Annotated in this window: 21 protein-coding genes and 1 pseudogene; 15 read left to right on the forward strand and 7 right to left on the reverse strand. The window is 72.6% G+C overall.

What is annotated here, in order from left to right:
* Positions 1 to 16: 16 nt before the first annotated feature.
* Positions 17 to 796 (reverse strand): YeiH family protein, encoded by a 780-nt coding sequence (locus RBL05_RS00600; RefSeq protein WP_308740991.1) that lies wholly within the window; start codon positions 794 to 796, stop codon positions 17 to 19.
* 313 nt (positions 797 to 1109) lie between these two features.
* Between RBL05_RS00600 and RBL05_RS00605 the strand changes: the two genes are divergently transcribed.
* Positions 1110 to 2018: a LysR substrate-binding domain-containing protein gene (locus RBL05_RS00605; RefSeq protein WP_308740990.1), complete on the forward strand. Its 909-nt coding sequence runs from the start codon at positions 1110 to 1112 to the stop codon at positions 2016 to 2018.
* A 232-nt stretch (positions 2019 to 2250) separates the two neighbouring features.
* Positions 2251 to 2448 (forward strand): AraC family ligand binding domain-containing protein, encoded by a 198-nt coding sequence (locus RBL05_RS00610; RefSeq protein ID WP_318603941.1) that lies wholly within the window; start codon positions 2251 to 2253, stop codon positions 2446 to 2448.
* Positions 2449 to 2524: 76 nt separating this feature from the next.
* Here RBL05_RS00610 and RBL05_RS00615 read toward each other — a convergent pair whose 3' ends face one another.
* Positions 2525 to 4189, reverse strand: a complete 1665-nt coding sequence (locus RBL05_RS00615; protein WP_308740988.1) for an HNH endonuclease signature motif containing protein — start codon at positions 4187 to 4189, stop codon at positions 2525 to 2527.
* A gap of 539 nt (positions 4190 to 4728) precedes the next feature.
* Here RBL05_RS00615 and RBL05_RS00620 point away from each other — a divergent pair.
* From RBL05_RS00620 to RBL05_RS00630, 3 genes are read left to right on the forward strand one after another with little or no spacing between them, the layout of a single operon-like run.
* Positions 4729 to 5799 (forward strand): NYN domain-containing protein, encoded by a 1071-nt coding sequence (locus tag RBL05_RS00620; protein ID WP_318603942.1) that lies wholly within the window; start codon positions 4729 to 4731, stop codon positions 5797 to 5799.
* Between the two features lie 16 nt (positions 5800 to 5815).
* Entirely contained in the window at positions 5816 to 6646 is an 831-nt protein-coding gene (locus RBL05_RS00625; protein WP_308740987.1) for a uroporphyrinogen-III synthase, read from the forward strand.
* Between the two features lie 54 nt (positions 6647 to 6700).
* Complete coding sequence (locus RBL05_RS00630) at positions 6701 to 7075, forward strand: DoxX family protein (protein WP_308740986.1); 375 nt, start codon at positions 6701 to 6703, stop codon at positions 7073 to 7075.
* Between the two features lie 4 nt (positions 7076 to 7079).
* Here RBL05_RS00630 and RBL05_RS00635 read toward each other — a convergent pair whose 3' ends face one another.
* Both RBL05_RS00635 and RBL05_RS00640 read right to left on the reverse strand, forming a co-directional pair.
* Complete coding sequence (locus RBL05_RS00635) at positions 7080 to 7631, reverse strand: benzoate/H(+) symporter BenE family transporter (RefSeq protein ID WP_318603943.1); 552 nt, start codon at positions 7629 to 7631, stop codon at positions 7080 to 7082.
* Positions 7546 to 8253 carry a benzoate/H(+) symporter BenE family transporter gene (locus tag RBL05_RS00640; RefSeq protein ID WP_318603944.1) on the reverse strand — a complete coding sequence of 236 codons (708 nt, stop codon included), beginning with the start codon at positions 8251 to 8253 and terminating at the stop codon, positions 7546 to 7548. Before RBL05_RS00640 ends, RBL05_RS00635 begins: the two co-directional genes overlap by 86 nt.
* A gap of 61 nt (positions 8254 to 8314) precedes the next feature.
* Between RBL05_RS00640 and RBL05_RS00645 the strand changes: the two genes are divergently transcribed.
* From RBL05_RS00645 to RBL05_RS00670, 6 genes and pseudogenes are all read left to right on the forward strand, one after another.
* Entirely contained in the window at positions 8315 to 9277 is a 963-nt protein-coding gene (locus tag RBL05_RS00645) for a squalene cyclase (protein ID WP_308740983.1), read from the forward strand.
* A gap of 198 nt (positions 9278 to 9475) precedes the next feature.
* On the forward strand, positions 9476 to 11122 hold the full coding sequence (locus tag RBL05_RS00650) for an ABC transporter substrate-binding protein (protein ID WP_308740982.1): 1647 nt from the start codon (positions 9476 to 9478) through the stop codon (positions 11120 to 11122).
* Positions 11123 to 11201: 79 nt separating this feature from the next.
* Positions 11202 to 12202: pseudogene (locus tag RBL05_RS00655) on the forward strand (ABC transporter permease).
* A gap of 1 nt (position 12203) precedes the next feature.
* Positions 12204 to 13235 (forward strand): ABC transporter permease, encoded by a 1032-nt coding sequence (locus tag RBL05_RS00660; RefSeq protein ID WP_308740980.1) that lies wholly within the window; start codon positions 12204 to 12206, stop codon positions 13233 to 13235.
* On the forward strand, positions 13232 to 14923 hold the full coding sequence (locus tag RBL05_RS00665; protein ID WP_308740979.1) for an ABC transporter ATP-binding protein: 1692 nt from the start codon (positions 13232 to 13234) through the stop codon (positions 14921 to 14923). Before RBL05_RS00660 ends, RBL05_RS00665 begins: the two co-directional genes overlap by 4 nt.
* A gap of 129 nt (positions 14924 to 15052) precedes the next feature.
* The gene (locus RBL05_RS00670; RefSeq protein WP_308740978.1) at positions 15053 to 15187 is read left to right on the forward strand and encodes a hypothetical protein; all 135 of its coding nucleotides are present in this window, start codon (positions 15053 to 15055) and stop codon (positions 15185 to 15187) included.
* Between the two features lie 3 nt (positions 15188 to 15190).
* Here the strand turns inward: RBL05_RS00670 and RBL05_RS00675 are convergent, their stop codons facing one another.
* Together RBL05_RS00675 and recQ are read right to left on the reverse strand one after the other, a co-directional pair.
* Complete coding sequence (locus RBL05_RS00675; protein WP_308740977.1) at positions 15191 to 15391, reverse strand: hypothetical protein; 201 nt, start codon at positions 15389 to 15391, stop codon at positions 15191 to 15193.
* A 57-nt stretch (positions 15392 to 15448) separates the two neighbouring features.
* A complete protein-coding gene (recQ, locus tag RBL05_RS00680) occupies positions 15449 to 17338 on the reverse strand; it encodes a DNA helicase RecQ (protein WP_308740976.1) in 1890 nt (629 codons plus the stop codon).
* A 142-nt stretch (positions 17339 to 17480) separates the two neighbouring features.
* On the opposite strand from recQ, the gene RBL05_RS00685 reads away from it, so the two are divergent.
* Positions 17481 to 18191, forward strand: coding sequence for a hypothetical protein (locus tag RBL05_RS00685; protein ID WP_308740975.1), 711 nt, complete (start codon positions 17481 to 17483; stop codon positions 18189 to 18191).
* A 4-nt stretch (positions 18192 to 18195) separates the two neighbouring features.
* Here the strand turns inward: RBL05_RS00685 and RBL05_RS00690 are convergent, their stop codons facing one another.
* Entirely contained in the window at positions 18196 to 19743 is a 1548-nt protein-coding gene (locus RBL05_RS00690) for a DHA2 family efflux MFS transporter permease subunit (RefSeq protein ID WP_308740974.1), read from the reverse strand.
* 191 nt (positions 19744 to 19934) lie between these two features.
* Between RBL05_RS00690 and RBL05_RS00695 the strand changes: the two genes are divergently transcribed.
* The 3 genes from RBL05_RS00695 to RBL05_RS00705 all read left to right on the forward strand — a co-directional run bounded on the left by RBL05_RS00695 (position 19935) and on the right by RBL05_RS00705 (position 21896).
* Positions 19935 to 20780 (forward strand): SDR family oxidoreductase, encoded by an 846-nt coding sequence (locus tag RBL05_RS00695; protein ID WP_263310158.1) that lies wholly within the window; start codon positions 19935 to 19937, stop codon positions 20778 to 20780.
* Between the two features lie 55 nt (positions 20781 to 20835).
* The gene (locus tag RBL05_RS00700; protein WP_263310157.1) at positions 20836 to 21333 is read left to right on the forward strand and encodes a nuclear transport factor 2 family protein; all 498 of its coding nucleotides are present in this window, start codon (positions 20836 to 20838) and stop codon (positions 21331 to 21333) included.
* Between the two features lie 386 nt (positions 21334 to 21719).
* Positions 21720 to 21896, forward strand: a complete 177-nt coding sequence (locus RBL05_RS00705; protein WP_308740973.1) for a hypothetical protein — start codon at positions 21720 to 21722, stop codon at positions 21894 to 21896.
* Positions 21897 to 21904 lie beyond the last annotated feature (8 nt).

Genomic DNA, 21904 nt, shown 5'->3' on the forward strand with positions numbered 1-21904 from the left:
CATGGGACGGAGGTCCTCAGGCGACGAGCAGCACCCCGCCGAGCGCGACCGAGGCGACGAGCACGGTCGAGAGCGCGGCGAGGAGGAAGGGACGCGGACCCACCTGCTTCAGCAGCGAGATCCTCACCCCGGTGCCGAGCGCGAACATCGCCGCGGCGAGCAGGAGGGTCTGCAGCAGCGACCCCGCCTCGAGCACCGGCTCCGGGAGCGGCACGAAGGAGCGCACGAGCACCATGACGAGGAAGCCGACCACGAACAGCGGCACCAGCGGCGGCTGCTTCCCGTCCTTCGCGCCGTGCCGGCGCTGCTGCATCGACATCACCGCCATCACCGGCGCGAGCATCAGCACGCGGGCGAGCTTCACGATCACGGCGACGGTGAGCGCCGCGCCCCCGCCGATCGCGCCGCCCGCGGCGACGACCTGGGCGACCTCGTGGATCGACGCGCCCGCCCAGAGGCCGGCGGTCTCGCCGTCCAGGCCCATCAGCGCGGCGGCCGCAGGCACCAGCGCGATCATCAGGGACCCGCAGAGCACCACCAGCGCCACGGCCGTGACCGTGTCCTCCTCGCGCTCGTCGTCCGGATCCGTGACGCCGGCAGCCGCTGCGACGGCCGCCGCGCCGCAGATCGAGAACCCGCAGGCGATCAGCAGGGTGAGGTGACGGCCGACGCCGACGAGCCGGCCCAGCAGCACGGTCCCGAGGATCCCGACCCCCACCACCACGACCACGACCAGCAGCATCCCGATGCCGAGGGAGGCCAGATCGCCGAGCGCGACCTGCAGTCCCAGCAGCACGATCCCGGCGCGCAGCAGCTTCTTCGAAGCGATCGCGAGACCCGGCGCCGCGGCCCGGGGAGCGGGACGAGGTTCGCGAGCACCACGCCGACGACGATCGCGAGGACCAGGGCGCTGATCCCCGGCAGTAGCGGTGCGACGAGCATCGAGACGACCGCGACGCCGAGGGCGAGCGCGAGGCCCGGCAGGATCGAGGGGGCCGGGGGCGTCGAGGGCGTCGATGTCGAGGGGGTGGCGGGCATGACGTCCACGGTTCCATCGCCTCTGAACTGCCGGTAGTCGGCAGTTCACCAGGAGGGCATATAGTTCTGATATGCCTGCCTCTCTGCCGAACCTGTCGGCCCTCGCCCTGTTCGTGGCCGTGGTGGACGAGGGCGGGCTCGGCGCCGGCGCCCGGCGCGCCGGGATCCATCAGCCCAATGCGAGCCGGATGATCGCCCAGCTCGAGGCGCAGGCGGGCACCGCCCTGCTCGAGCGCGACCCGCGAGGCTCCCGCCCCACCTCCGCCGGGCTGCTGTACGCGGCACAGGCACGGCAGCTGCTCGACGCGGCCGAGCAGTTCTCCGACTGGCTGCGGCACAGCCGCGAGGAGGGCGCGCACGAGCTGCGCGTGGGGGCGTCGATGACGATCGCGGAGCACCTGATGCCCGCCTGGCTGGCCGAGCTGCGCCGCCGCAGCCCGCGCACCCGGGTCGACCTCGAGGTGCTCAACTCCACCCAGGTCCTCGCCGGGGTGCACGACGGGCACCTGCGGCTCGGCTTCGTCGAGACGCCCCGCCTCCCGCGGGACGTGCACACGCTGACGCTGCGTGAGGACGAGCTCGTGGTGGTCGTCGCCCCAGAGCATCCCTGGGCGCTGCGCGAGGGGCCGCTCGAGCTCGACGAGCTCGCCTCGACCCCGCTCGTGGTGCGCGAGGGAGGGTCCGGCACGCGCGAGGCCTTCGAGGAGCTCGTCCCCGCGGCGGGCGGGACCCCGCCCGTCCAGGAGCTCGGCAGCAACGCCGCCGTCCGCATCGCCGTCGCCTCCGGCGCAGGGCCCGCGGTGCTCAGCATGCTCGCCGTCCGCTCCGGGCTCGAGAGCGGGCAGCTGCTGCGGGTGCCGCTGGCAGGCTCCCGTCTGCGCCGCCCGCTGACCGCGGTGTGGAACGGGCCCCGCCGGCTCAGCGGCCCGGCAGCGGATCTCGTCGCCGTCGCGACAGCAGCCACGCCGCCGCCCCGGTGATCGCGCCGAGCAGCGCGCCGTCGCCAGACCCGAGCGCGCGGCCGGGGTACGTTCGGAGGCGACATCGAGAGCAGGGAGGGTGCGACATGCCGATCCTCACCAACACCGCGGAGCAGCCCGAGCAGCCGCGCCGCGGCGCCGTCTGGTCCATCGCCGTGCCCGAGCGCGAGCTGGACTCCAACCTGATCCGACTGCCCGCGGGGAAGAAATCCCCGCCCACATCGGCGCCGAGGTGGACACGCTCGTGCACGTGGTGCGCGGCGAAGGCGTGCTCACGACGGAGGACGGCGAGGAGCTGCTGCGCGCCGGGGACGTCGCGCTGCTGCCCCGCCGCACGGTGCGCGGGTTCCGGGCGGGGGAAGACGGTTTGGAGTACCTCACCGTGCACCGGCGCCGCCGGTCGTTGACGATCCAGGGGCCGCGAGACTGAGCGCGATGCAGCGGACACCCGCGTCCGGACGTGCCGCCGCAGTGGCGCGTGGCGCTGTTCGACGTGAGGGAGCAGGTCAGAAGGGTGGCGGATCCTCGTAGGGAGTACTGCCGGGCTCCTCACCTCGTGCAGCCGGCTCGCCCAGGGCGGGAGGCCCCTTCGGGATCGGCGATCCCGGCGGAGGTGGTGGCGGAGAAGGTGGTGTCTGAGCCAGCGGCGGCGACGGAGGCGTTCGTCGTTCGACGAAGGCCCGCCAGGCGCGGTCGAGGTCCTCGACGGCGAGTCGTGTGCCGAGGTCGATGTCGTCGGCGGTGATGACCTGCTCGCCGCGGGTGCCGATCCGCCAGCGGGTGCGTCCCGGGCCGCGTCCCTCACCGGGCTGTGGCCCGCTGACGGGGACGGGGAGCCTGGTCGGGTCGAGATCGCCGGCGGTCTTCGCCTGATGGTGCTGCCAGCACAGCAGGTGGAGGTTCTCGAGCTCGGTGCGACCACCTCGGGTGGGGTCGGCGTGGACGAACTCCTCGATGTGGTCGGCCTCGGAGGCCCAGGAGACCGGTCGCGTGCAGCCGGGGACCGCGCAGGTCGAGCTGCGCAGGCGGAGATGCTCGAGCATGGCCTGCGTCGGCGGATAGCGGTCCGGGGGTAGCGGCAGGAAGGCTCCCGTGCACGCATCGGTGAGGATCCGGTACCAGACGCTCTCGCCGCCGGCGATCTCCCGCGCGACCGCGGGAGGGAGCGGGATCGTGCCCTCGAGCATGCCGGGGGCGTCGGAGAGGCCCAGCAGGGTGAACACCGGCACGGTGACGTTCAGGCGGAAGCGCGGCGCGGGCACGCGCACGCCGTCGGTGTCGAACTCGGCGTTCAGCATCAGGTCGTAGCGGAGCCGGTCGAGCGGCACGGGGCGCTGGGTCGCGCTCGCGATGCCGTCGAGGTCATAGGGGATCTCGGTCCCCTCCCGCAGGGCGTGACGTTGTGCGGCCTGGATCGCGTGCGCGGTCTCGTCCAGGCGCTTCCAGAACGCGAGGACCTCGGGGATCGGGCCGCGCAGCGACGCCGCTCCGGTCCCGGCGCGCCCGTCAGGGGCGAGCTCGACCTCGCGCGGCAGAGCCTCCTCCGGAGCTGACGGGTCCTGCTCGCGCTCGGCGAGCAGCCTCACCAGGGCGCGCAGCAGAGTGAGGAAGCGCTCGACGGGGATGTCGGCGGGCCAGGCGGTGAGCGCCGCATCCAGCAGCCTCCGGGACTCGTCGCCGAGATCCTCCGACTCGCGCAGCACCTTCTGGAACCACCAGCTGGGCAGCGCACCCGCCTCCAGGCGTGCGAGCGTGCGCGGCAGCTGGTCCACCGCGCGGTGCGCCGCCAGGAGCTCTCGGTGCGCGGCGCCGTTACTCACCCGCAGCGCCATCGCGGCGCGGAGGGTGTCCACGTCGTCCGCGCAGTCCCCGCCCTCGGACTCGATCAGCGCGGCGAGGGCGCGGAGGCGCGCGGCCAGGGCGCGGGCGCTCGCCGTCTTGGCGTCCCAGACCCGCTGGGCCGCCTCGCCGAGCAGCGTGTCCTCCTCGCAGCCGGAGCGTGCGGGGAGGTCCTCCCGCGTGCGCGGCGCGCGGGCACGGACGAGGCGCAGACGGGAGGGGAGGGAGTCGAGAAAGGCGAGGGCGGCCGGGTCGAGGGCGGTGCCGTCGATGTCGGAGCGGTGGGTGTCGTCGTCGCCGGAGCTCGCCGGCGTGCTCGTCGCGGTGCTCATGTCCCCCCCTCAGCCGTCCTGGAATATCTCGAGACTACGGCGTCGGTGTGACAGAAGAAAGGCGTGTGGATGGGTTTCGGAGGTTTCCAGGGGGTATCCACAGAATGGTGCGCTCGGGGTGTGGAAAAGTGGGGTGTGGGGAGGAGGGGTCGCGTGAGGGAGAGGGGGATCTGGGGCGTCATCCACAATCTGAGCTGTGAGTGCATCGTGTGTCGGGGGTGGGGTGCAGGGCGTGTCGCGTGGGGGTGGGACTGTGGGTCGTGTCTTGTTGCTATTCCGTAGAGCCGCATTCTGCGAATGTGTCCAAGAGACTCTCTTCGGCAGTATGTTCCAGGCCTTTCGGTGGATGATGGTCCGGCGGTGCGGAAATGTGCTAGACGTTATATCGCGGTTTCGCCTCGGGCGCGTGCGACGGCCCGACACTCTCGCGTCTCCCGGCCTCGCTCGCGTTCTCCCGGCGACCGCACTCCGTCAGCCTCCGGCTTCGCTCCGCCGCCCGCGGTTCGCGCGTCCTCCCCACGACCAGGCAGACTGGGGGCATGGCTGACCCACAGGATCCCCGCGTCGCGGTCTATCTCGATTTCGACAACATCGTCATGTCCTGGTACGACCGGGTGCACGGACGGCAGGCGTACAGCCGCGACCGCCACCGCATCGCGGAGGACCCCACCGAGCCCGAGATCGCCGAGCGGCTCGCGAAAGCGACCGTCGACGTCGGCGCCGTGATCGACTTCGCCGCCTCCTTCGGGTCCCTCACCCTCACCCGCGCCTACGCGGACTGGTCCTCGCCGGTCAACGCCGTCTACCGCAGCCAGCTCGTGGCCCGTGCCGTCGACCTCGTCCAGCTGTTCCCCGCTGCGGCCTACGCCAAGAACGGCGCCGACATCCGCCTCGCCGTCGACACCGTCGAGGATCTCTACCTCCTGCCCGACCTCACCCACGTCGTGATCGTCGCCGGGGACTCCGACTACGTCCCCCTCGCCCAGCGCTGCCGCCGCCTCGGCCGCTACGTGATCGCGCTCGGCGTCGCCGGCTCCACCGCGAAGTCCCTCGCCGCCGCCTGCGACGAGTTCGAGTCCTACGAGAACCTCCCCGGCGTCGAGCGGCCCTCCGCCCCCGCACGCTCCCGCTCCCGGCGCCTCGGCGGCGGGGACGAGGAGGGACGCGGGACCACGCGCTCCCGCAGCCGGCGCGGCCAGGGCGGCGCCGACAGCACGGACGGCACCGACGGCGCAGAGAGCACCGAGAACAGCGGCGGCTCCGGCTCGCGCCGCGGCGGCCGCGGCCGGCACAGCGGAGCCGACAGCAGCGCGGGCACCGCCTCGCAGGAGATCGAGGACCGCCTCGACGACACGCTCGAGGACGAGGGCGAGGAGGACCCCCGCGAGTCGGCCACCCGCCTGCTCGAGCGCGCCCTCCAGCTCGGCGGCCGCGGCGACAGCGAATGGCTGCACAGCTCGGCCGTGAAGTCCCACATGCGCCGCATGGACCCCTCCTTCAGCGAGAAGGCCCTCGGCTACCGCTCCTTCTCCGAGTTCCTCAAGGCGAACTCCGACATCGCGGTGCTCGAGGAGACCGGGCACGAGCGCCTCGTGCGCGCCAAGGACTGACGGGGGCCGGCGCGCCATGACGACCCTGCTCTCCGACGCCCTGGCCGGGCGCACCGTCATCACCGCAGTGGACCGGCGCTCCGAGGAGCTCGCCGCCGCCCTCGAACGGCACGGCGCCCGCGTCGTGCCCGCCGCCGCGATGTCCACGATCCCGCACGTCGACGACGAGACGCTGCTCGAGCGCACCCGAGCTCTGGTCGCCGCGCCGCCGGACGCGACCGCCGTCCTCACCGGCGTCGGGATGCGCGGCTGGCTCGAGGCGGCCGACGTCGCCGGGCTCGGCGAGGACGTCCGCGCCGCCCTCGGCACCTCCCGCATCCACTCCCGGGGCACCAAGGCCCACGGCGCGGTGCGCGGGGCGGGGCTGGACAGCGTCTTCGTCGCGGCCTCGGAGACCGCGGCCGAGCTCGGCGAGGAGCTGCTGCGCACGGGGGTGGACGGTCTGCGGATCGCCGTCCAGCACCACGGCTCCGGCGACGACGGGCTCGACGAGCTGCTCACCGCGCACGGCGCCGAGGTGGTCAGCCTGACCGTCTACCGCTGGGGGCCGCCGTCGGATCCCGCCGCGCTCACCCGCGCGGCCCGGCTCGCCGGCGCCGGAGGGGCCGACGCCGTTCTGTTCACCTCCGCGCCCGGCGCGACCGGCTGGCTCGACGCCGCCGCACGAGCCGGGACCCTGGACGCGGTGCGGGAGCGCGCCCGGGCGGGCGAGCTGGTGCTCGCGAGCGTCGGCCCCGTGACCTCCGCGGCGCTGACCGCCCGTGACCTGCCCGTCCTGGAGGCGGAGCGGGCGAGGACGGGCTCCCTCGTGCGCACCGTCGTGCAGCACTTCGCCGCACTCTCCTGACAGCAGGAGGCGGGGAGGGGGATACTGGGGCGCCCGGGACAAGGAGGTCGTCCGATGAACACGTTCCTGTGGATCCTCGCCGTCGCCCTCGCCGCGGTCTTCGTGGCCAGCGGCGCGATGAAGCTCCTCGCACCGCGCGAGCAGCAGATCGAGAAGACCCCCTACGCCGAGGACTTCCCCCACAGCGTCATCCAGGGCATCGGCGCCCTGGAGATCCTCGGCGCGCTCGGCCTCGTCGCCCCCGCCCTCACCGGCATCGCCACGATCCTGGTGCCGCTGGCGGCCGCCGGCCTCGCGATCACCATGGTCTTCGCCGCGCTCGTGCACGCCCGACGCGGCGACCCGTTCCGCGCCATGCTCCCCTCGATGCTCCTGGCGCTCGGGTCGGTGGTGGTGGCCTGGTCCCGCTTCGGCCCCTACCCGCTGTGAGCCCCTACCCGCTGTGAGCTGAGCCCGTCCGGCGCCACGCCCGCAGCAGCGCCCGCAGCGCGAGCCCGACCAGCAGCGCCCAGAACGCCGCGCTGATCCCCGCCACCGCGATGCCCGAGGCGGCGATCAGCACCGTCACCCCGGCGGGGAGCTGCTCCTCGGGCTCCGCGAGCGCGGAGCGCAGCGAGGCCACGAAGGTGCCCAGCAGCGCGAGCCCCGCCACCGCCGGGATCACACCCTCCGGGGCGAGCGCGATCAGCTGCGCGAAGGCGGTCGCGCCGAGACCGCACAGCACCAGCACCACGCCCGAGGCGGTCGAGGCGATCCAGCGCCGCTGCCGATCCTCCCCGGCCTCCGGCCCGGCCGCGAGGGCGGCAGTGATCGCCGCGAGATTCACGCCGTGCCCGCCGAGCGGCGCACCGATCATCGTGCCGAGACCGGTGGTCGCCATCGACGCGCGCCACGACACCTCATAGCCGAGGCTCCGCATCACCGCCACGCCCGGCACGTTCTGCGACGCCATCGTCACCAGGTACAGCGGGAGCGCGACCCCCACGACCGCGCCGACGGTCAGCGTCGGGACGGTGAGCTCCACCGCCGGGAGCAGGGGGAGCGGCCGACGGGGAGGGCGCCGCCGTCAGGGACACGACGATCACGACGCTCGCGGCGAGGAACGCGAGCGGGGAGGCCCAGCGCGGTGAGAGCCGCTGCGCGAGCGCCCACACCACGATCACCGGCGCCACCGCGAGCGGATTCGCCGCCACGCCGAGCACCGGGCCCAGGCACAGCTGGAACAGCACCCCGGCGAGCATCGCCTGCGCGATCGGGGTCGGGATCCGGGCCATCAGGGCGCCGAGCGCGGGCACCAGGCCCGTCAGCACGATCAGCGCCCCGACCAGCACGAACGCGCCGACCGCGGCGGGCCAGCCGCCGTCCACCGCGCCCGTCGCCGCGAGCAGCGCGGCGCCCGGGGTGGACCAGGCCACCGTGATCGGCAGACGGGTGCGCAGAGAGAGCAGCATCGAGCACAGCCCCATCAGCACGCTCACCGCGAGCAGTCCGCTCGCCGCCTGCGCGGGCGAGGCGCCGACCCCCTCGAGACCCGCGAGGACGACGACGAAGGAGCTCGTGAACGCGACGAGACCGGAGATGATCCTGGCCGAGACGGGGCGCAGCATGAGCGCAGACTAGGCGGCGGGCGGGGTTGCCCGCGCCACGGTTCGCGGGGAGGATTCCAGGGTGGCTCCCACCGACGTCGTCTCCTGGCTCCTCGACACCGACCCCGCCCTCCGCTGGCAGGTCGAGCGCGATCTGCTGGACCAGCCGGCCGAGGTGTGGGAGGCGACCCGCGCCCGCATCCCCCACGAGGGCTTCGGGGCGCGGCTGCTGGACCACCAGGACCCGGAGACCGGGCTGTGGGCCGGGGGCGCGTTCTTCCCCGCCGGGTTCTTCGACGCCCCCGAGAACCTCGAGCTGCCCGGCCAGCCCTGGACCGCGACCACCTGGTCCCTCACCACGCTGCGCGAATGGGGCATGGACCCCGCTCCGCTCGTCGAGCGCGACACCGCCGCGAAGCTCGCCGAGCACGCGCACTGGGAGCACGACCCCTCCCTGCCCTACTGGGGCGGCGAGGTGGACTGCTGCATCAACGCGATGACGCTGGCCAACGGCCTCTGGCTCGGAGCCGACGTCTCCGCCCTGCCCCGCTGGTTCCTCGCCCACCGCATGGACGAGGGCGGCTGGAACTGCGAGTGGGAGGACGGCTCGACGCGCGCGAGCTTCCATTCGACCCTGAACGTGCTGCGGGCCCTGCACGTGCACGAGCAGGCCACCGGCGGCTCGCCCGTGCTGTGCGCCGCGAGGGGCGAGGCGGAGGAGTACCTCCTGCAGCGGCGCCTGATGCGCCGGGCGAGCACCGGGGAGATCGTCGGCCCCTGGGTGGAGCACTTCCTGTATCCGCCGCGGCACATCTACTCCGCGCTGCGGGCGCTCGACCACTTCCGCGAGCGGGATCTGCGCGATCCGCGGATGGCCGACGCCGCCCGGTCCGTCCTCGACGCGCAGCAGGAGGACGGCACCTGGCTCCAGCAGCACCGCCTTCCCGGTGCGGTCTGGTTCGAGGTCGACGTGCCGGTGGGGGAGCCCTCGCCGTGGCTGACCCTGCAGGCGCTGCGGGTGCTGCGCTGGTGGGGCGAGGGCTGAACCGACCGCCCGATCCGTCAGCGTCGCAGATCACAGTTCGATCACCGTGAGCGCTCTGCGGGCGAACCCGCCGCGGCCGCCCCTGGGGGAGGGGTACTGTGCTGGCCACCCCTGTGCGGGTGCGCTGGATCACATCCCCGCCCGTCCCCTGCACGGCATCACCACCCCTGATGCCGACCGGCCTCCTGGAGGACCCCGATGTTCGACGCCGCCATGACCCCCACGCGACGCACCATGCTGCTGACGATGGCCGGGGTCCCCGTGCTGGTGACCGCCTGTGCCCAGACCACCGAGGACGGGGGATCCGACGGCGGATCCGGCGGCGGGGGCGGCGGCGCCCTCACCATCGGCACCACCGACAAGGTCACCGCGCTCGACCCCGCCGCCGCCTATGACAACGGCTCCTCGACGGTGTGGACCCAGTGCTACGCGTACCTGATGAACACCTCCGTCGGCTCCGAGGACGGCGTCCCCGAGCCGGACCTCGCCGAGACCGCGGAGTTCACCAGCGACAACGTGTACACCGTCACCCTCAAGGAGGGGCTGACCTTCGCGAACGGCAACGAGCTCACCAGCGAGGACGTCAAGCACACCTTCGACCGGCAGCTCGCGATCGCCGACCCCAACGGCCCCTCGAGCCTGCTGGGCAACCTCGAGAAGGTCGAGGCGGTCGACGAGCTCACCGTCGAGTTCCACCTCAAGGAGCCCGGCGACCAGACCTTCCCCTACGTGCTGTGCTCCCCGGCCGGCCCGATCGTCGACGCCGAGGTGTTCCCGGCCGACGCCGTGCTCTCCGACGCCGAGATCGTGGACGGGAACGCCTTCTGCGGCCCTTACGCGATCACCAGCTGGAAGATCAACGAGCTGGTCACCTTCGAGGCCTTCGACGGCTACCAGGGGCTGTTCGGCGCGCCGGCGACCGCGAGCGTGTCGATGTCGTACTACGCCGACCAGAACAACATGAAGCTCGACATCCAGCAGGGCAACATCGACTGCGTGTGGCGCTCCCTCTCCGCGACCGACATCGCCGACCTGCAGGGCGACGACGCGGTGACGGTCCACGAGGGCCCCGGCGGCGAGATCCGCTACATCGTCTTCAACTTCCACACCAACCCCTACGGCGAGAAGACCGAGGACCCGGACCCCGACAAGGCCCGCGCCGTCCGCCAGGCGGTCGCCGACCTCATCGACCGCCAGGCCATCGCCAGCTCCGTCTACAACGACACCTACACGCCGCTGTTCTCCTACATCCCCGAGGGCCTGCCCGGCGCCGGCACCCAGTTCAAGGACATGTACGGCGACGGCTCCGGCGGCCCCGACGCCGAACGCGCTCGCGGCCGGCTCGAGGACGCGGGCGTGGAGATCCCGGTGCAGCTGAGCCTGCAGTACAACCCTGACCACTACGGCAACTCCTCCGGCGACGAGTACGCGGCGGTCAAGGGCCAGCTCGAGGCCGACGGGCTGTTCGCGGTGGACCTGAAGTCCACCGAATGGGTGCAGTACAGCGACGACCGCGTCGCCGACGTCTATCCCGCCTACCAGCTGGGCTGGTTCCCGGACTACTCCGACGCAGACAACTACCTCTCGCCCTTCTTCGTCACCGAGAACTTCCTGGCCAACCACTACTCGAACCCCAAGGTCGACGAGCTGATCCAGAAGCAGCGCGGCACCTCGGACCCCGCCGAGCGCGAGGCGCTGTTCGTGCAGATCCAGGACGTCGTCGCCGAGGACATCTCGACCCTGCCGCTGCTGCAGGGCGCGCAGATCGCGGTCTCCACGGCGGAGGTCCAGGGCGTCACGCTCGACTCCTCCTTCAAGTTCCGCATCTCGCCGCTGTCCAAGTGACCGCCGCCCCCGAGACCGAGGTCGAGCACGCCCCCCGACGCCCGCGCCGCCGGGCCTCGGGGGCGGCCTCGGCCGCTACATCCTGCTGCGCTTCCTGCTGATCATCCCGACCGTCTTCATCCTGATGACGGTGGTGTTCTTCCTGATGCGGATCACAGGCGACCCGATCACCGCCGCGCTCGGCGGCCGGCTCACCCCGAGCGAGCTCGCCGCCCGCCGCGCCGAGGCGGGCTACGACCGGCCGCTGATCATCCAGTACTTCGACTACCTCGGCGGGGTGCTGCGCGGCGACTTCGGCACCACCTACACCGACCGCACCCCCGTCACCGAGATCCTCACCACCTACGGGGCGGCGACCTTCGAGCTGGTCGTCTACTCGGTCGTCGTCGCGCTCGTGATCGGGGTGCCGCTGGGGATGATCGCGGCCCGCACCCGCGACCGCTGGCCCGATGCGGTGCTGCGGATCGTGGCGATCCTCGGCTACGCCACCCCGGTGTTCTTCGTCGGCCTGCTGCTGAAGCTCGTGTTCTCCGTCGGGCTCGGCTGGCTGCCGGTCGCCGGGCGGATCTCCACCCGCGGCGAGATCACGATGAGCACCATCCTGAACCCCAGCCCGTTCTTCCTCCTGGACGCGCTGCGGCTCGGGGATCTGGAGCTGCTGCGCGACGTGGTCTCTCACGCGATCCTCCCCGCGGTCGCGCTGGGGATCCTCACCGGGGGATCTTCCTGCGCCTGGTGCGCACCAACATGATCGGAACACTCGAGATGCAGTACATCGAGTCCGCCCGCTCCCGCGGCGTGGCCGAGTCGCGCCTGACCACCCGCCACGCCCTGCGCCCGGCGCTGATCCCGATCATCACCGTGATGGGCATGCAGATCGCGATGATGCTCGGCGGGGCCGTGCTCACCGAGACCACCTTCGAATGGAACGGCCTGGGATACATGCTCGCCGAGTACATGAAGGCCCGCGACTACGTCGCCGTGCAGGGCATCGTCATGATGCTCGCCGTGATCGTCGCGATCTCGAACTTCGTCGTCGACGTGATCGCGGCGCTCATCGACCCGAGGGTGAGGTACTGAGATGACGCTGTCGAACCCCGAGCCCGTCGACGAGGGCGACGCCGCCGGCACCGACCTCGCCGCCGAGTCCGCGTCCGTCGCCGCGACCGCCCGCGCGCCCTGGTACCTGCGCCTGCCGGTGCTCAGCCACCTGCGTCGCAGCGTCGGCCTCCAGCGCGGGATGCTGGTGGCCGGCATGGTGCTGGTGGGCCTGCTGCTGCTGACCGCGCTGCTCGCCCCGCTGCTGGCCCCCTACGGCTTCGCCGACACCGCGGCGGACGGCGAGGCCTTCGGCACCCAGCGGCCCCCGTCGGCCGCCCATCCGCTGGGCACCACCGTCACCGGCTTCGACGTGCTCTCCCGCGTGATCTGGGGGACCCGCACCGCGGTCGCCGTGATGGTCTGCGCGGTCGCGGCCTCCCTGTTCCTCGGCGTCGCGCTCGGACTGCTCTCCGGCTACATGGGCGGCTGGCTGGACCGGGTGCTGGTGATGCTGGCCGATGCGATCTACGCCTTCCCCTCCCTGCTGCTCGCGATCGTGATGTCGATCGTGATCTCCGGCGGGCAGTCCGACGCCTGGGGCGGCATCCTCGCCGCCGCGCTGTCGATCACGGTGGTGTTCGTGCCGCAGTACTTCCGCGTGATCCGCGCCGAGGTGGTGCGGCTGAAGGCCGAGCCCTTCGTCGAGGCCGCGAAGGTGGTGGGCACCGGGCACCGCCGCATCATGGGCACCCACCTGCTGCGCAACGCCACCCGCACCCTCCCGCTGATCTTCACCCTCAACGCCTCCGAGTCGATCCTCACCCTCGCGGCGCTGGGCTTCCTCGGCTTCGGCATCGAGCCGACCAGCGCCTCCGAATGGGGCTACGACCTCAACCGCGCCATGTCCGACGCGACCAGCGGCATCTGGTGGACGGGGCTCTTCCCCGGCCTCGCGATCGTGCTGGCCGTGCTCGGGGTGACCCTCGTGGGCGAATCCGTGAACGACCTCAACGACCCGCGGCTGCGCACCCGGCGCCGACGCCGACGCAGCGAGAGGACGGTGGCCGCATGAGCCAGGCCCCAGCACGTCTCGAGATCCGGGACCTCGACATCCGCTTCGCGACCGACGGCGGCGAGGTCCACGCTGTGGACGGGGTCAGCCTCGAGGTCGCACCCGGGGAGATCCTCGCCGTGGTCGGGGAGTCCGGCTCCGGCAAGTCCGTCACCGCCCGCTCGGTGCTGGGGCTGCTGCCGGAGACGGCGGAGGCCACCGGCACCGTCCTGGTCTCCGGCACCGACGTCGTGCGCCTGACCGCCGCGCAGATGCGCCGGCTGCGCGGCGAGGACGTCTCGATGATCTTCCAGGAGCCCTCCAGCGCCCTGAACCCCGTCTTCCCGATCTGGTGGCAGATCGGGGAGGGGCTGCGCGCCCATCGCGGGCGGATCTCCCGCAGGGAGATCCGGGCAGAGGCCGTCCGGGCGCTCGAGTCCGTCGGGATCCCTGACGCGGCCGAGCGCATCGACCGCTACCCGCACGAGTTCTCCGGCGGGCAGAAGCAGCGCATCATGATCGCGATGGCGCTCGCGCTCGGCGCCGAGCTGATCGTCGCCGACGAGCCCACCACCGCCCTCGACGTCACCGTCCAGGCGGAGATCCTGGACCTGCTGCGCGACGTGCGCGACCGCTTCGGCACCTCGATCATCCTGATCACCCACAACATGGGCGTGGTCGCGGATCTCGCCGACTCCGTCGCCGTGATGCACCACGGCCGCGTCGTCGAGCGGGCGACGGCCCGCGAGCTCTTCGCGAACCCGCGCGAGGAGTACACGCAGAAGCTGCTCGCCGCCGTGCCCCATCTCGGCCGGGACTCCGCCTGGAGCGCGCTCGCCCCCGAGGCGCAGCAGGCGCTCGAGGAGGCGGAGCCGCTCGTCGTCGCCCGCGACCTCGTCGTCGAGCACCCGGGCCGGCTGGGCCGCGCCCCCTTCCGCGCCGTCAAGGGCGTGGACCTCACCATCCGCCGCGGCGAGGTGTACGGCCTGGTGGGGGAGTCCGGCTCCGGCAAGACCACCATCGGCCGCGCCATCGCGGGGCTCGAGCGCACCACCGGCGGGAGCCTCGCCGTGCTCGGGCACGAGATGCGCGGGATGCGGGAGCGGAGCTTCACCCCGCTGCGGCGGCGGATCGGCTTCGTCTTCCAGGACCCCGCCACCTCCTTCAACCCGCACCTGACGATCGAGCAGTGCATCGCCGAGCCGCTCGTCGTCCACGAGCAGCAGCTCGACGCCGCCGAGCGCGGCCGCCGCGTGCGCGAGCTGCTCGAGGCGGTGGAGCTGCCGGGCGACTACGCACGGCGCTACCCCCACGAGCTCTCCGGCGGGCAGCGCCAGCGGGTCTCCCTCGCCCGCGCGCTCGTCCTCGGCCCCGAGCTGCTCGTCGCCGACGAGCCGACCAGCGCCCTGGACGTCTCCGTGCAGGCGACCGTGCTGGACCTGTTCCGCGAGCTGCAGCAGCGGCTCGGCTTCGCGGCGCTGTTCATCAGCCACGACCTCGCCGTCGTCGACTCCCTCGCCCACCGCATCGGGGTGCTCTACCGCGGCGAGCTCGTCGAGGAGGGGCACGGACCGGACGTGCTGCAGCGGCCCCAGCACCCGTACACACGCCGCCTCATCGCCTCCCTGCCCGTTCCCGACCCGGCCGAGCAGGCGCGGCGGCGCGAGGCGTACGCGCAGGAATGGGGGAGCGGGCGCGCGGAGGGATGAGGAGGAGGGCCGGGCAAGTTCACCCGATGCTCATGCCCGCGTCCCGGAGCCGGGGGAAGGACGTCATGCCGGAGGGGTTCCACCTACGGGCTCGGCGGCGCCGAGGACCACCGCCTGCGCGGCGCCCGCGTGTTCCGCCTCGACGATAGCGTCGAGGGGATCTACGCCGGGACCGAGCTGCGCCACGCGGCGGACTACGGCATCGACCTCACCGCCGGCACCCTGCCGGGCGAGCCGGCAGAGTTCCCGGCCGGGGTCAGCTGAGCCTCAGCTCCAGATGACGAGCAGGAGTGCTACGACCACGAGGAGCACGACCACGCACCCTCCCCCGGCGAGCACCGACGCGATGATCAGGTTCTGCTGTGCGGAGGACCGGGGCACCGGCTCCGCCGGCGGCGGGGTGACGTGCTGCGAGCCCTGCGGAGGTCCCTGCGGCTCGTCCTGGGGCGGGGGAGTCGGTGCGGTCATGACGGATCCTCCCGGAGTCACCGTGGACGTGTGTCCGCAGGGTAGTCGGGGCGGTGCTCAGCCGGCGTCGGCGCCCGAGAGCGCCTCGAGGACGTCCTCTCCGTACTCGGCGAGCTTCTTCGCGCCTACCCCGCTGACCGTGCCGAGCTGCTGGACGGACTGCGGGGACGTCTCCACGATCCCGACCAGGGTCGCGTCGGAGAAGACCATGTAGGGCGGGATCTGCTTCTCCTTCGCGACCGAGGTGCGCCAGGCGCGCAGCGCCTCGAAGCGCTCCCGCTGGGCGGGTTCGAGGGTCTCGGCGGCGCGGGAGGCGCCGCCGGCGCGTCGGCCGCCGCCGCGCGCACCGCGCTGCGGGGCGCGGTCGACGGCGAGCTGCACGGTCTCCTCGGAGCGGAGCACGGGGCCGGCCTGCGGGCCGGGGACGAGCACGCCGTAGTCGCCCTCCGCATCGAGGACCCCCCGTGCGAGCAGCTGCCGGATCGCGGTGCGCCACTCCTTCTCCGAGAGCTCCTCGCCGATGCCCCATACGCTCAGCTCGTGGTGGCGGGAGGCCAGGGAGCGCTCGGACTCGCGGCCCAGCAGCACGTCCACCACCTGCCCGGAGCCGAAGCGCTGGCCGCGCTCCCGGTCCAGGCGGATCACGGCGGAGAGGAGCTTCTGCGCCGCGACCGTCGCGTCCCAGGTGTGCGGAGGGTTCAGGCAGGTGTCGCAGTTCCCGCACGGGGAGGAGTCCTGGCCGAAGTAGCGCAGCAGCTGCACGCGCCGGCAGTCGACCGTCTCGCACAGGGCGAGCATCGCGTCGAGGTGCGAGCGGGCGTTGCGCTTGAACTGCTCGGAGCTCTCCCCGCCCTCGATGAACTTCCGCTGGCTGACCACGTCGCCGAGGCCGTAGGCCATCCACGCGGTCGAGGGCAGGCCGTCGCGGCCCGCGCGGCCCGTCTCCTGGTAGTAGCCCTCGATGGACTTGGGCAGGTCGAGATGGGCCACGAAGCGCACGTCGGGCTTGTCGATCCCCATGCCGAAGGCGATCGTCGCGACCATGATCAGCCCGTCGGCGCGCAGGAACCGCTCCTGGTGGTCCTGGCGCACCTCCGGCGGCAGGCCCGCGTGATACGGGAGCGCGGGGATGCCGCGGTCGGCGAGCCACTGCGCGGTGGTCTCCACCGACTTGCGGGAGAGGCAGTAGACGATCCCGGAGTCGCCCTCGTGCTCGGCGGTGATCAGGCGCAGCAGCTGCTCGCGCGGGGAGGACTTCGGCTCGATGCGGTACTGGATGTTGGGGCGGTCGAAGCTCGAGACGAAGTGTCGGGCCTGCTGCATCTGCAGGCGCTCGGTGAGCTCGCGGTGCGTCGCCTCGGTCGCGGTCGCGGTCAGCGCGATCCGCGGCACGCCGGGGAAGGCGTCGGCCAGCATCGACAGGCCCAGGTAATCGGGGCGGAAGTCGTGGCCCCACTGGGAGACGCAGTGCGCCTCGTCGATCGCGAACAGCGCGAGCTGCGCGCGCTGCAGCAGCTGGACGGTGCGGGGGAGGACCAGGCGCTCCGGCGCCATGTACAGCAGGTCCAGCTCGCCGGCCAGGAGCTGCTGCTCGACCGCCTGGGCCTCGTGCATCTCGAGGGTGGAGTTGAGATAGGCGGCGCGGATGCCGACGCCCTCCAGGGCCGCGACCTGGTCCGCCATCAGCGCGATCAGCGGTGAGACGACGATGCCGGTGCCCTCGCGCAGCAGCGCCGGGATCTGGTAGCACAGCGACTTGCCGCCGCCGGTGGGCATCAGCACCACCGCGTCTCCGCCGTTCGCGACCTGGTCGATGATCGCGGCCTGCTCGCCCCGGAAGGAGTCGTAGCCGAAGACCCGCGAGAGTATCGCGAGCGCCTCCTCCGTCCGTCCGGCATCCCCCTCGCGCAGGGCGGAGACGGGGTCGGCGGAAGGAGGGGTGCTCATGCCCGCCACTCTAGGCCGCGGGGCCGACGGGCCGCGAGCGGAAGGGCCCGGCTGTGGACGGCGGTGGGGAGTGCTCCCCATCGCTCCGGGACGCCTCCCCGGTTACCCTGCGGTGACACTGGCTTTGGGAGGCGAGGACGGAATGATCCCGCTGCGAGCACGACTCATCGCCCGGCGCCACCGGGAGCTCGTCGGGAAGCCGCTGCGGTCCCGGCGGGTCGGTGCCGGCCCGCTGCTTCCTCTGTTCCTGGCGGGTGTCGTGGTGCTGATCTGGTTGCTGCTGGTGCTCAGCCCGGGCGAAAGCCCTGCTCTGACCATCGGGTTCACGCTCTTCATGGCGCTGCTCATGCTCGGCGTGTATCTGTTCACCATCGACGCGCGACTGGTCGTGTGCGAGCGCGGGATCCTCCTGGGCAGGCTCGTCCCCGGCCTCCCCTTCAGCCCCACCTACGTGATCGCCGGCCGGGAGATCGACCCGCGCACGGTCGCCGTGGTCACCGACGGTGCGAAGACCGCCGCGGAGCTCGGCATGCCGTTCTTCTTCTTCCAGTACAAGACGTTCCCCGGCGCGCTCGGGGTGCACGCCGTCGTGTTCAACGGGCCGTGGGGAGCCGACATCGAGACGCCCCGACAGCCGCGTCACCGCCGCCCGGTGCGCAAGTCGCTGTTCCTGTTCTCCCACCGGAACGCGGCGCGGATCGCGGAGGAGATCCTCCATGCGATCGGCCGCGACGGGGCGATCCCGCCGGGGTTCGCCCCGCACGAAGGACTGCGGCCCATCCCCGTCACGGGGCGGCGCGAGGACGCGGTCGCCCAGATCCCGGGCGCCTGGCCGCCGGACGGCCACCGCTGAGCTCTCACTCGTCCTTCGCCCACACCCCGGTGTCGACCGGTCGGCCGATGGCGAGCGCGGCGAGAAGGCCGACCGCGGCGAGGCCGACGGGAAGCCACATGGCGTCGGCCATCGCCGCGGCGTACGGGGCGTGCAGGAACGGGGGCAGGGAGCCTGCTCCGGACTCCGCGCCCGCAGGCGCAGCGCCCTGGCCCCTGGTCGCCTCACCGAGGCGGGCCGCGATCCGGTCGGCCATGAGCGTCGCGATGCCGGCCGAGCCGAGCACCGAGCCGACCTGCCTCATCTCGTTGTAGACGCCGGATCCGGCGCCGGCCTGCGAGGGCGGGAGATTGCGGGTCGCGGTCAGGGACAGCGGCCCCCAGATGCAGGCGTTCCCGATCCCGATCAGCACGAACGGCAGCAGCAGGACCAGCACGGAGGCGTCCGGGTCCATCAGCAGGGAGAGCCACAGCAGCCCGCCCGCCAGCGAGGCGAAGCCGATCAGCGCCAGCGGTCGCGGGTCGTGGCTCGACATCCAGCGGCCGACCAGCGGCGCGAGGACCAGCGAGAGCACCGCGGAGGGTGCCGTCATCAGCGCCGCTTGCGTCGGCGACATGCCGAGCACCTGCTGGAAGAACAGCGTGGTGGGGATCGCGAAGCTGAGCACGGTCGCGCCCATCATCGCGATCGCCACGTTCGCGACCGAGAAGTTGCGGTCGCGGAACAGCGACAGCGGCACCAGCGGTTCGCGCCGCATCACCGCCTGCCACACCACGAACACCACCAGCACCAGCACCCCGGCGAGGATCATCCCGGGCACCGTCACGGGCACGCCCGTGTCCACGGGGCCGATCACCAGGGAGTCCGTGATCGTGCCCCAGTCGTAGCTGTCGCCCTCCTGGATCCCGAACACCAGCAGGAACAGGCCCGTCGCCGAGAGCGCCACGCCGAGCCAGTCGAAGGAGTGCGAGCGGCGCGGGAAGCGCGGCACGTTGCGGAGCACCAGCGCGATCGCGAGCACCCCGACGGGCACGTTGACGAAGAAGATCCACTCCCAGCCCGGCCCGTCCACCAGCAGCCCGCCGAGGACGGGGCCGACAAGGCTCGCGACCCCTGCCGTCGCGCCCCACACGGCCATCGCCTGACCTCGCCGCTGCGGCGAGAACATGCGGGTGATCATCGACATGGTCTGCGGGGTCATCATCCCCGCACCGAGGCCCTGCACCACGCGCGCCACGATCAGCATCTCCACGCTCCCCGCGAGCCCGCACCACAGGCTCGACGCGGTGAACACGACGAGCCCGACGAGATAGACCGACTTCAGCCCCAGCCGGTCCCCGAGCCGCCCCGTGATCAGCAGCGGCACCGCGTAGGCGAGCAGATAGGCGCTGGTCACCCACAGCAGGCCGGTCAGCTCCGCCCCCAGGTCCTCCTGCATCCGCGGGACCGCGACCGTGACGATCGTGGTGTCGACCAGGATCATGAAGAAGCCCAGCACGATCGACCACAGCGCGGGCCAGGGACGGTCCAGGCGGGGGTCGCGGGCGGGGCTGGGACGCGTGGCGTCGGGCATGCATGTCCTCCAGGAGGGGAGCGGCGCATCGGCGGGGGCGCAGGGGACGAGGCAGAGGAAGAGTACGCCTGGTGCGCTCCTGGCCTGTGCGTCGTCGTGTGAACCGTGCCGGATCGCTCCCGGGCCGATGCTGTAGAACAGGGGAGCGGCAGGGAGCCCGCCGCACCGATCCACCGCGCGAGAGGACAGCCGTGACCAGCACCGAGAGCACCACCACCCCGAGCCTCCCCGCCGGGCGCGTCCAGGACCGGATCGCCCTGGTGACCGGCGCCGCGGGCGGCATCGGCTCCGCGACCGCGCAGCGGCTGATCGAGGAGGGTGCCCGCGTGATCGCTGCCGACCTCGAGCGTCAGCAGGAGGCTCTCGAGGCGCTTCGTGCCTCCCTGCCGGACCCCTCCGCCCTCCTGCCGGTCGTCGCCGACGTCACCGACCGGTCCTCGCTGGACGCCGCCGTGGCGCGCGGGGTCGAGGAGTTCGGGCGGATCGACATCGTCTTCGCCAACGCCGGGGTGCTGCTCCAGGAGCCGCCGGTCGAGGATCTCCCGGACTCCACCTGGCGCACCGTCCTGGACGTGAACCTGACGGGCGTGATGAACACTGCCCGCGCCGTCTTCCCGGTGCTGAAGCAGAACCCGAACGGTTCGGCCGTGGTGCTCGCCTCCTCCACCGCCGGGATCCGCGGCGGCGCGAACTCGTCGGCCTACACCGCGGCCAAGACGGCGCTCGTCGGCCTCGCCGAGACCTGGGCCCACGAGCTCGGCCCCTTCGGCGGCCGGGTCAACACCACCCACCCCACAGCGGTGGGCACCGAGCTGGTGCTGAACCGGGACTTCATGCGGAAGTTCCGTCCCGACCTCGAGGACCCGCAGCCCGCGGACGTCGTCGAGGGCTTCTCGAAGGGCAAGCTGCTGGACGTGCCGTGGATCGACCCGATCGACGTCGCCAACGCGGTGCTCTTCCTGGTCTCCGACGAGGCCCGCTACATCACCGGCGTTCACCTGCCGATCGACGCCGGCTCGACCATCAAGTGGGGCTGAGCGTCGGCCCCATCCCGGCTCCCGCGCCTGACCCGCTGCACCGAGAGGATCCCTCATGACCGCCACCACCGTGCAGGACCTGCTGGACCGCGCCGGCATCGACGACGCGATCAACGCCTACTCCCACGCGCTGGACCAGCGCGACTGGTCGATCCTGCCCGAGGCCTTCACGCCAGATGCCGAGATCGTGCTGATCGACCGCGAGAAGGTGCTCGACCCCCGCTCCCTCGTCGAGCTGCTCTCCCGCAACGACGCGACCCGCCTGGGCGGGCAGCACCTCGTGGGCAAGACCCGTCACCGGATCGACGGCGACAGCGCGCACGCCGTCACCGAGGCGCTGTGGACGACCCTGCAGACCACCGAGGAGGAGGGCACCTTCCTGCTCATCCGCGGCACCGGGATCTACGTCGACGACCTGGTACGCGGCGAGGACGGCTGGCGGATCGCCCGTCGAGAGCTGGCGCTGAAGTCCATCACCCGCGACCGCGTGCAGGTGGCGGAGGCGGACCTCGCCGACATCCGCTACACGCTCGAGAAGGACAGCTGGTACTGAGCGCCCCTCAGCGCGCGAGGTCCGCGGTGGTCGTCTCCGCATGCAGGTCCTTGGCCCGGGTCTCCGGGACCGTGGCCAGCACCACCACGATGGAGACGACCGCCGCGGCGGTGACGTAGAGGGCGAAGTACTGTGGCCCCCAGGTCCCGCCGATCCACGCCTGCCGGGCCGGGACGGTGCCGCCTGAGCAGCGAGGCGCGGCGCCGCCGGGTGTCGGAGATCCGCGCCGAAGAAGGACGTGGCGAAGAAGGAGGCGAGGGTCGAGTAGATCGTCCAGTCGAACATCTCCACGCCGGTGCCGACGAGGGTCTTGGCGAAGGAGCCGCGCCCGACGGGCCGGGCGGGACCAGGGGAAACGAACACTCCGGGCGGCTCGCGCGCCTGCGATGGTCCGCGTCCCCTCCGACGGCGGCCAGCGGATCACCATGATCCCGCTCTTCCGGACGCTCCCGCGGCCGGCGATCGCCGGGCTGACGATGCGTGGCATCCTCGGGTGCACCACGATCGCGCTGATCGCCTCCGGACTCGTCGTCGGGGTGACGCTGCTGATCGTCTCGCTCTGAGCCCGAGG

Origin of the sequence: Brachybacterium sp. GU-2, assembly GCF_030866705.2 — a bacterium.
Lineage (GTDB): Bacteria > Actinomycetota > Actinomycetes > Actinomycetales > Dermabacteraceae > Brachybacterium > Brachybacterium conglomeratum.

Excerpts from the sequence above, each read along its gene's own strand:
- RBL05_RS00690 (WP_308740974.1), bottom strand. The coding sequence starts at position 19,743 with ATGCCCGACGCCACGCGTCCCAGCCCCGCCCGCGACCCCCGCCTGGAC.
- RBL05_RS00630 (WP_308740986.1), top strand. The coding sequence starts at position 6,701 with ATGAACACGTTCCTGTGGATCCTCGCCGTCGCCCTCGCCGCGGTCTTC.
- RBL05_RS00705 (WP_308740973.1), top strand. The coding sequence starts at position 21,720 with ATGGTCCGCGTCCCCTCCGACGGCGGCCAGCGGATCACCATGATCCCG.
- RBL05_RS00665 (WP_308740979.1), top strand. The coding sequence starts at position 13,232 with ATGAGCCAGGCCCCAGCACGTCTCGAGATCCGGGACCTCGACATCCGC.
- RBL05_RS00675 (WP_308740977.1), bottom strand. The coding sequence starts at position 15,391 with ATGACCGCACCGACTCCCCCGCCCCAGGACGAGCCGCAGGGACCTCCG.
- RBL05_RS00650 (WP_308740982.1), top strand. The coding sequence starts at position 9,476 with ATGTTCGACGCCGCCATGACCCCCACGCGACGCACCATGCTGCTGACG.
- RBL05_RS00615 (WP_308740988.1), bottom strand. The coding sequence starts at position 4,189 with ATGAGCACCGCGACGAGCACGCCGGCGAGCTCCGGCGACGACGACACC.
- RBL05_RS00685 (WP_308740975.1), top strand. The coding sequence starts at position 17,481 with ATGATCCCGCTGCGAGCACGACTCATCGCCCGGCGCCACCGGGAGCTC.
- recQ (WP_308740976.1), bottom strand. The coding sequence starts at position 17,338 with ATGAGCACCCCTCCTTCCGCCGACCCCGTCTCCGCCCTGCGCGAGGGG.
- RBL05_RS00625 (WP_308740987.1), top strand. The coding sequence starts at position 5,816 with ATGACGACCCTGCTCTCCGACGCCCTGGCCGGGCGCACCGTCATCACC.
- RBL05_RS00640 (WP_318603944.1), bottom strand. The coding sequence starts at position 8,253 with ATGCTGCGCCCCGTCTCGGCCAGGATCATCTCCGGTCTCGTCGCGTTC.
- RBL05_RS00620 (WP_318603942.1), top strand. The coding sequence starts at position 4,729 with ATGGCTGACCCACAGGATCCCCGCGTCGCGGTCTATCTCGATTTCGAC.
- RBL05_RS00605 (WP_308740990.1), top strand. The coding sequence starts at position 1,110 with ATGCCTGCCTCTCTGCCGAACCTGTCGGCCCTCGCCCTGTTCGTGGCC.
- RBL05_RS00660 (WP_308740980.1), top strand. The coding sequence starts at position 12,204 with ATGACGCTGTCGAACCCCGAGCCCGTCGACGAGGGCGACGCCGCCGGC.
- RBL05_RS00700 (WP_263310157.1), top strand. The coding sequence starts at position 20,836 with ATGACCGCCACCACCGTGCAGGACCTGCTGGACCGCGCCGGCATCGAC.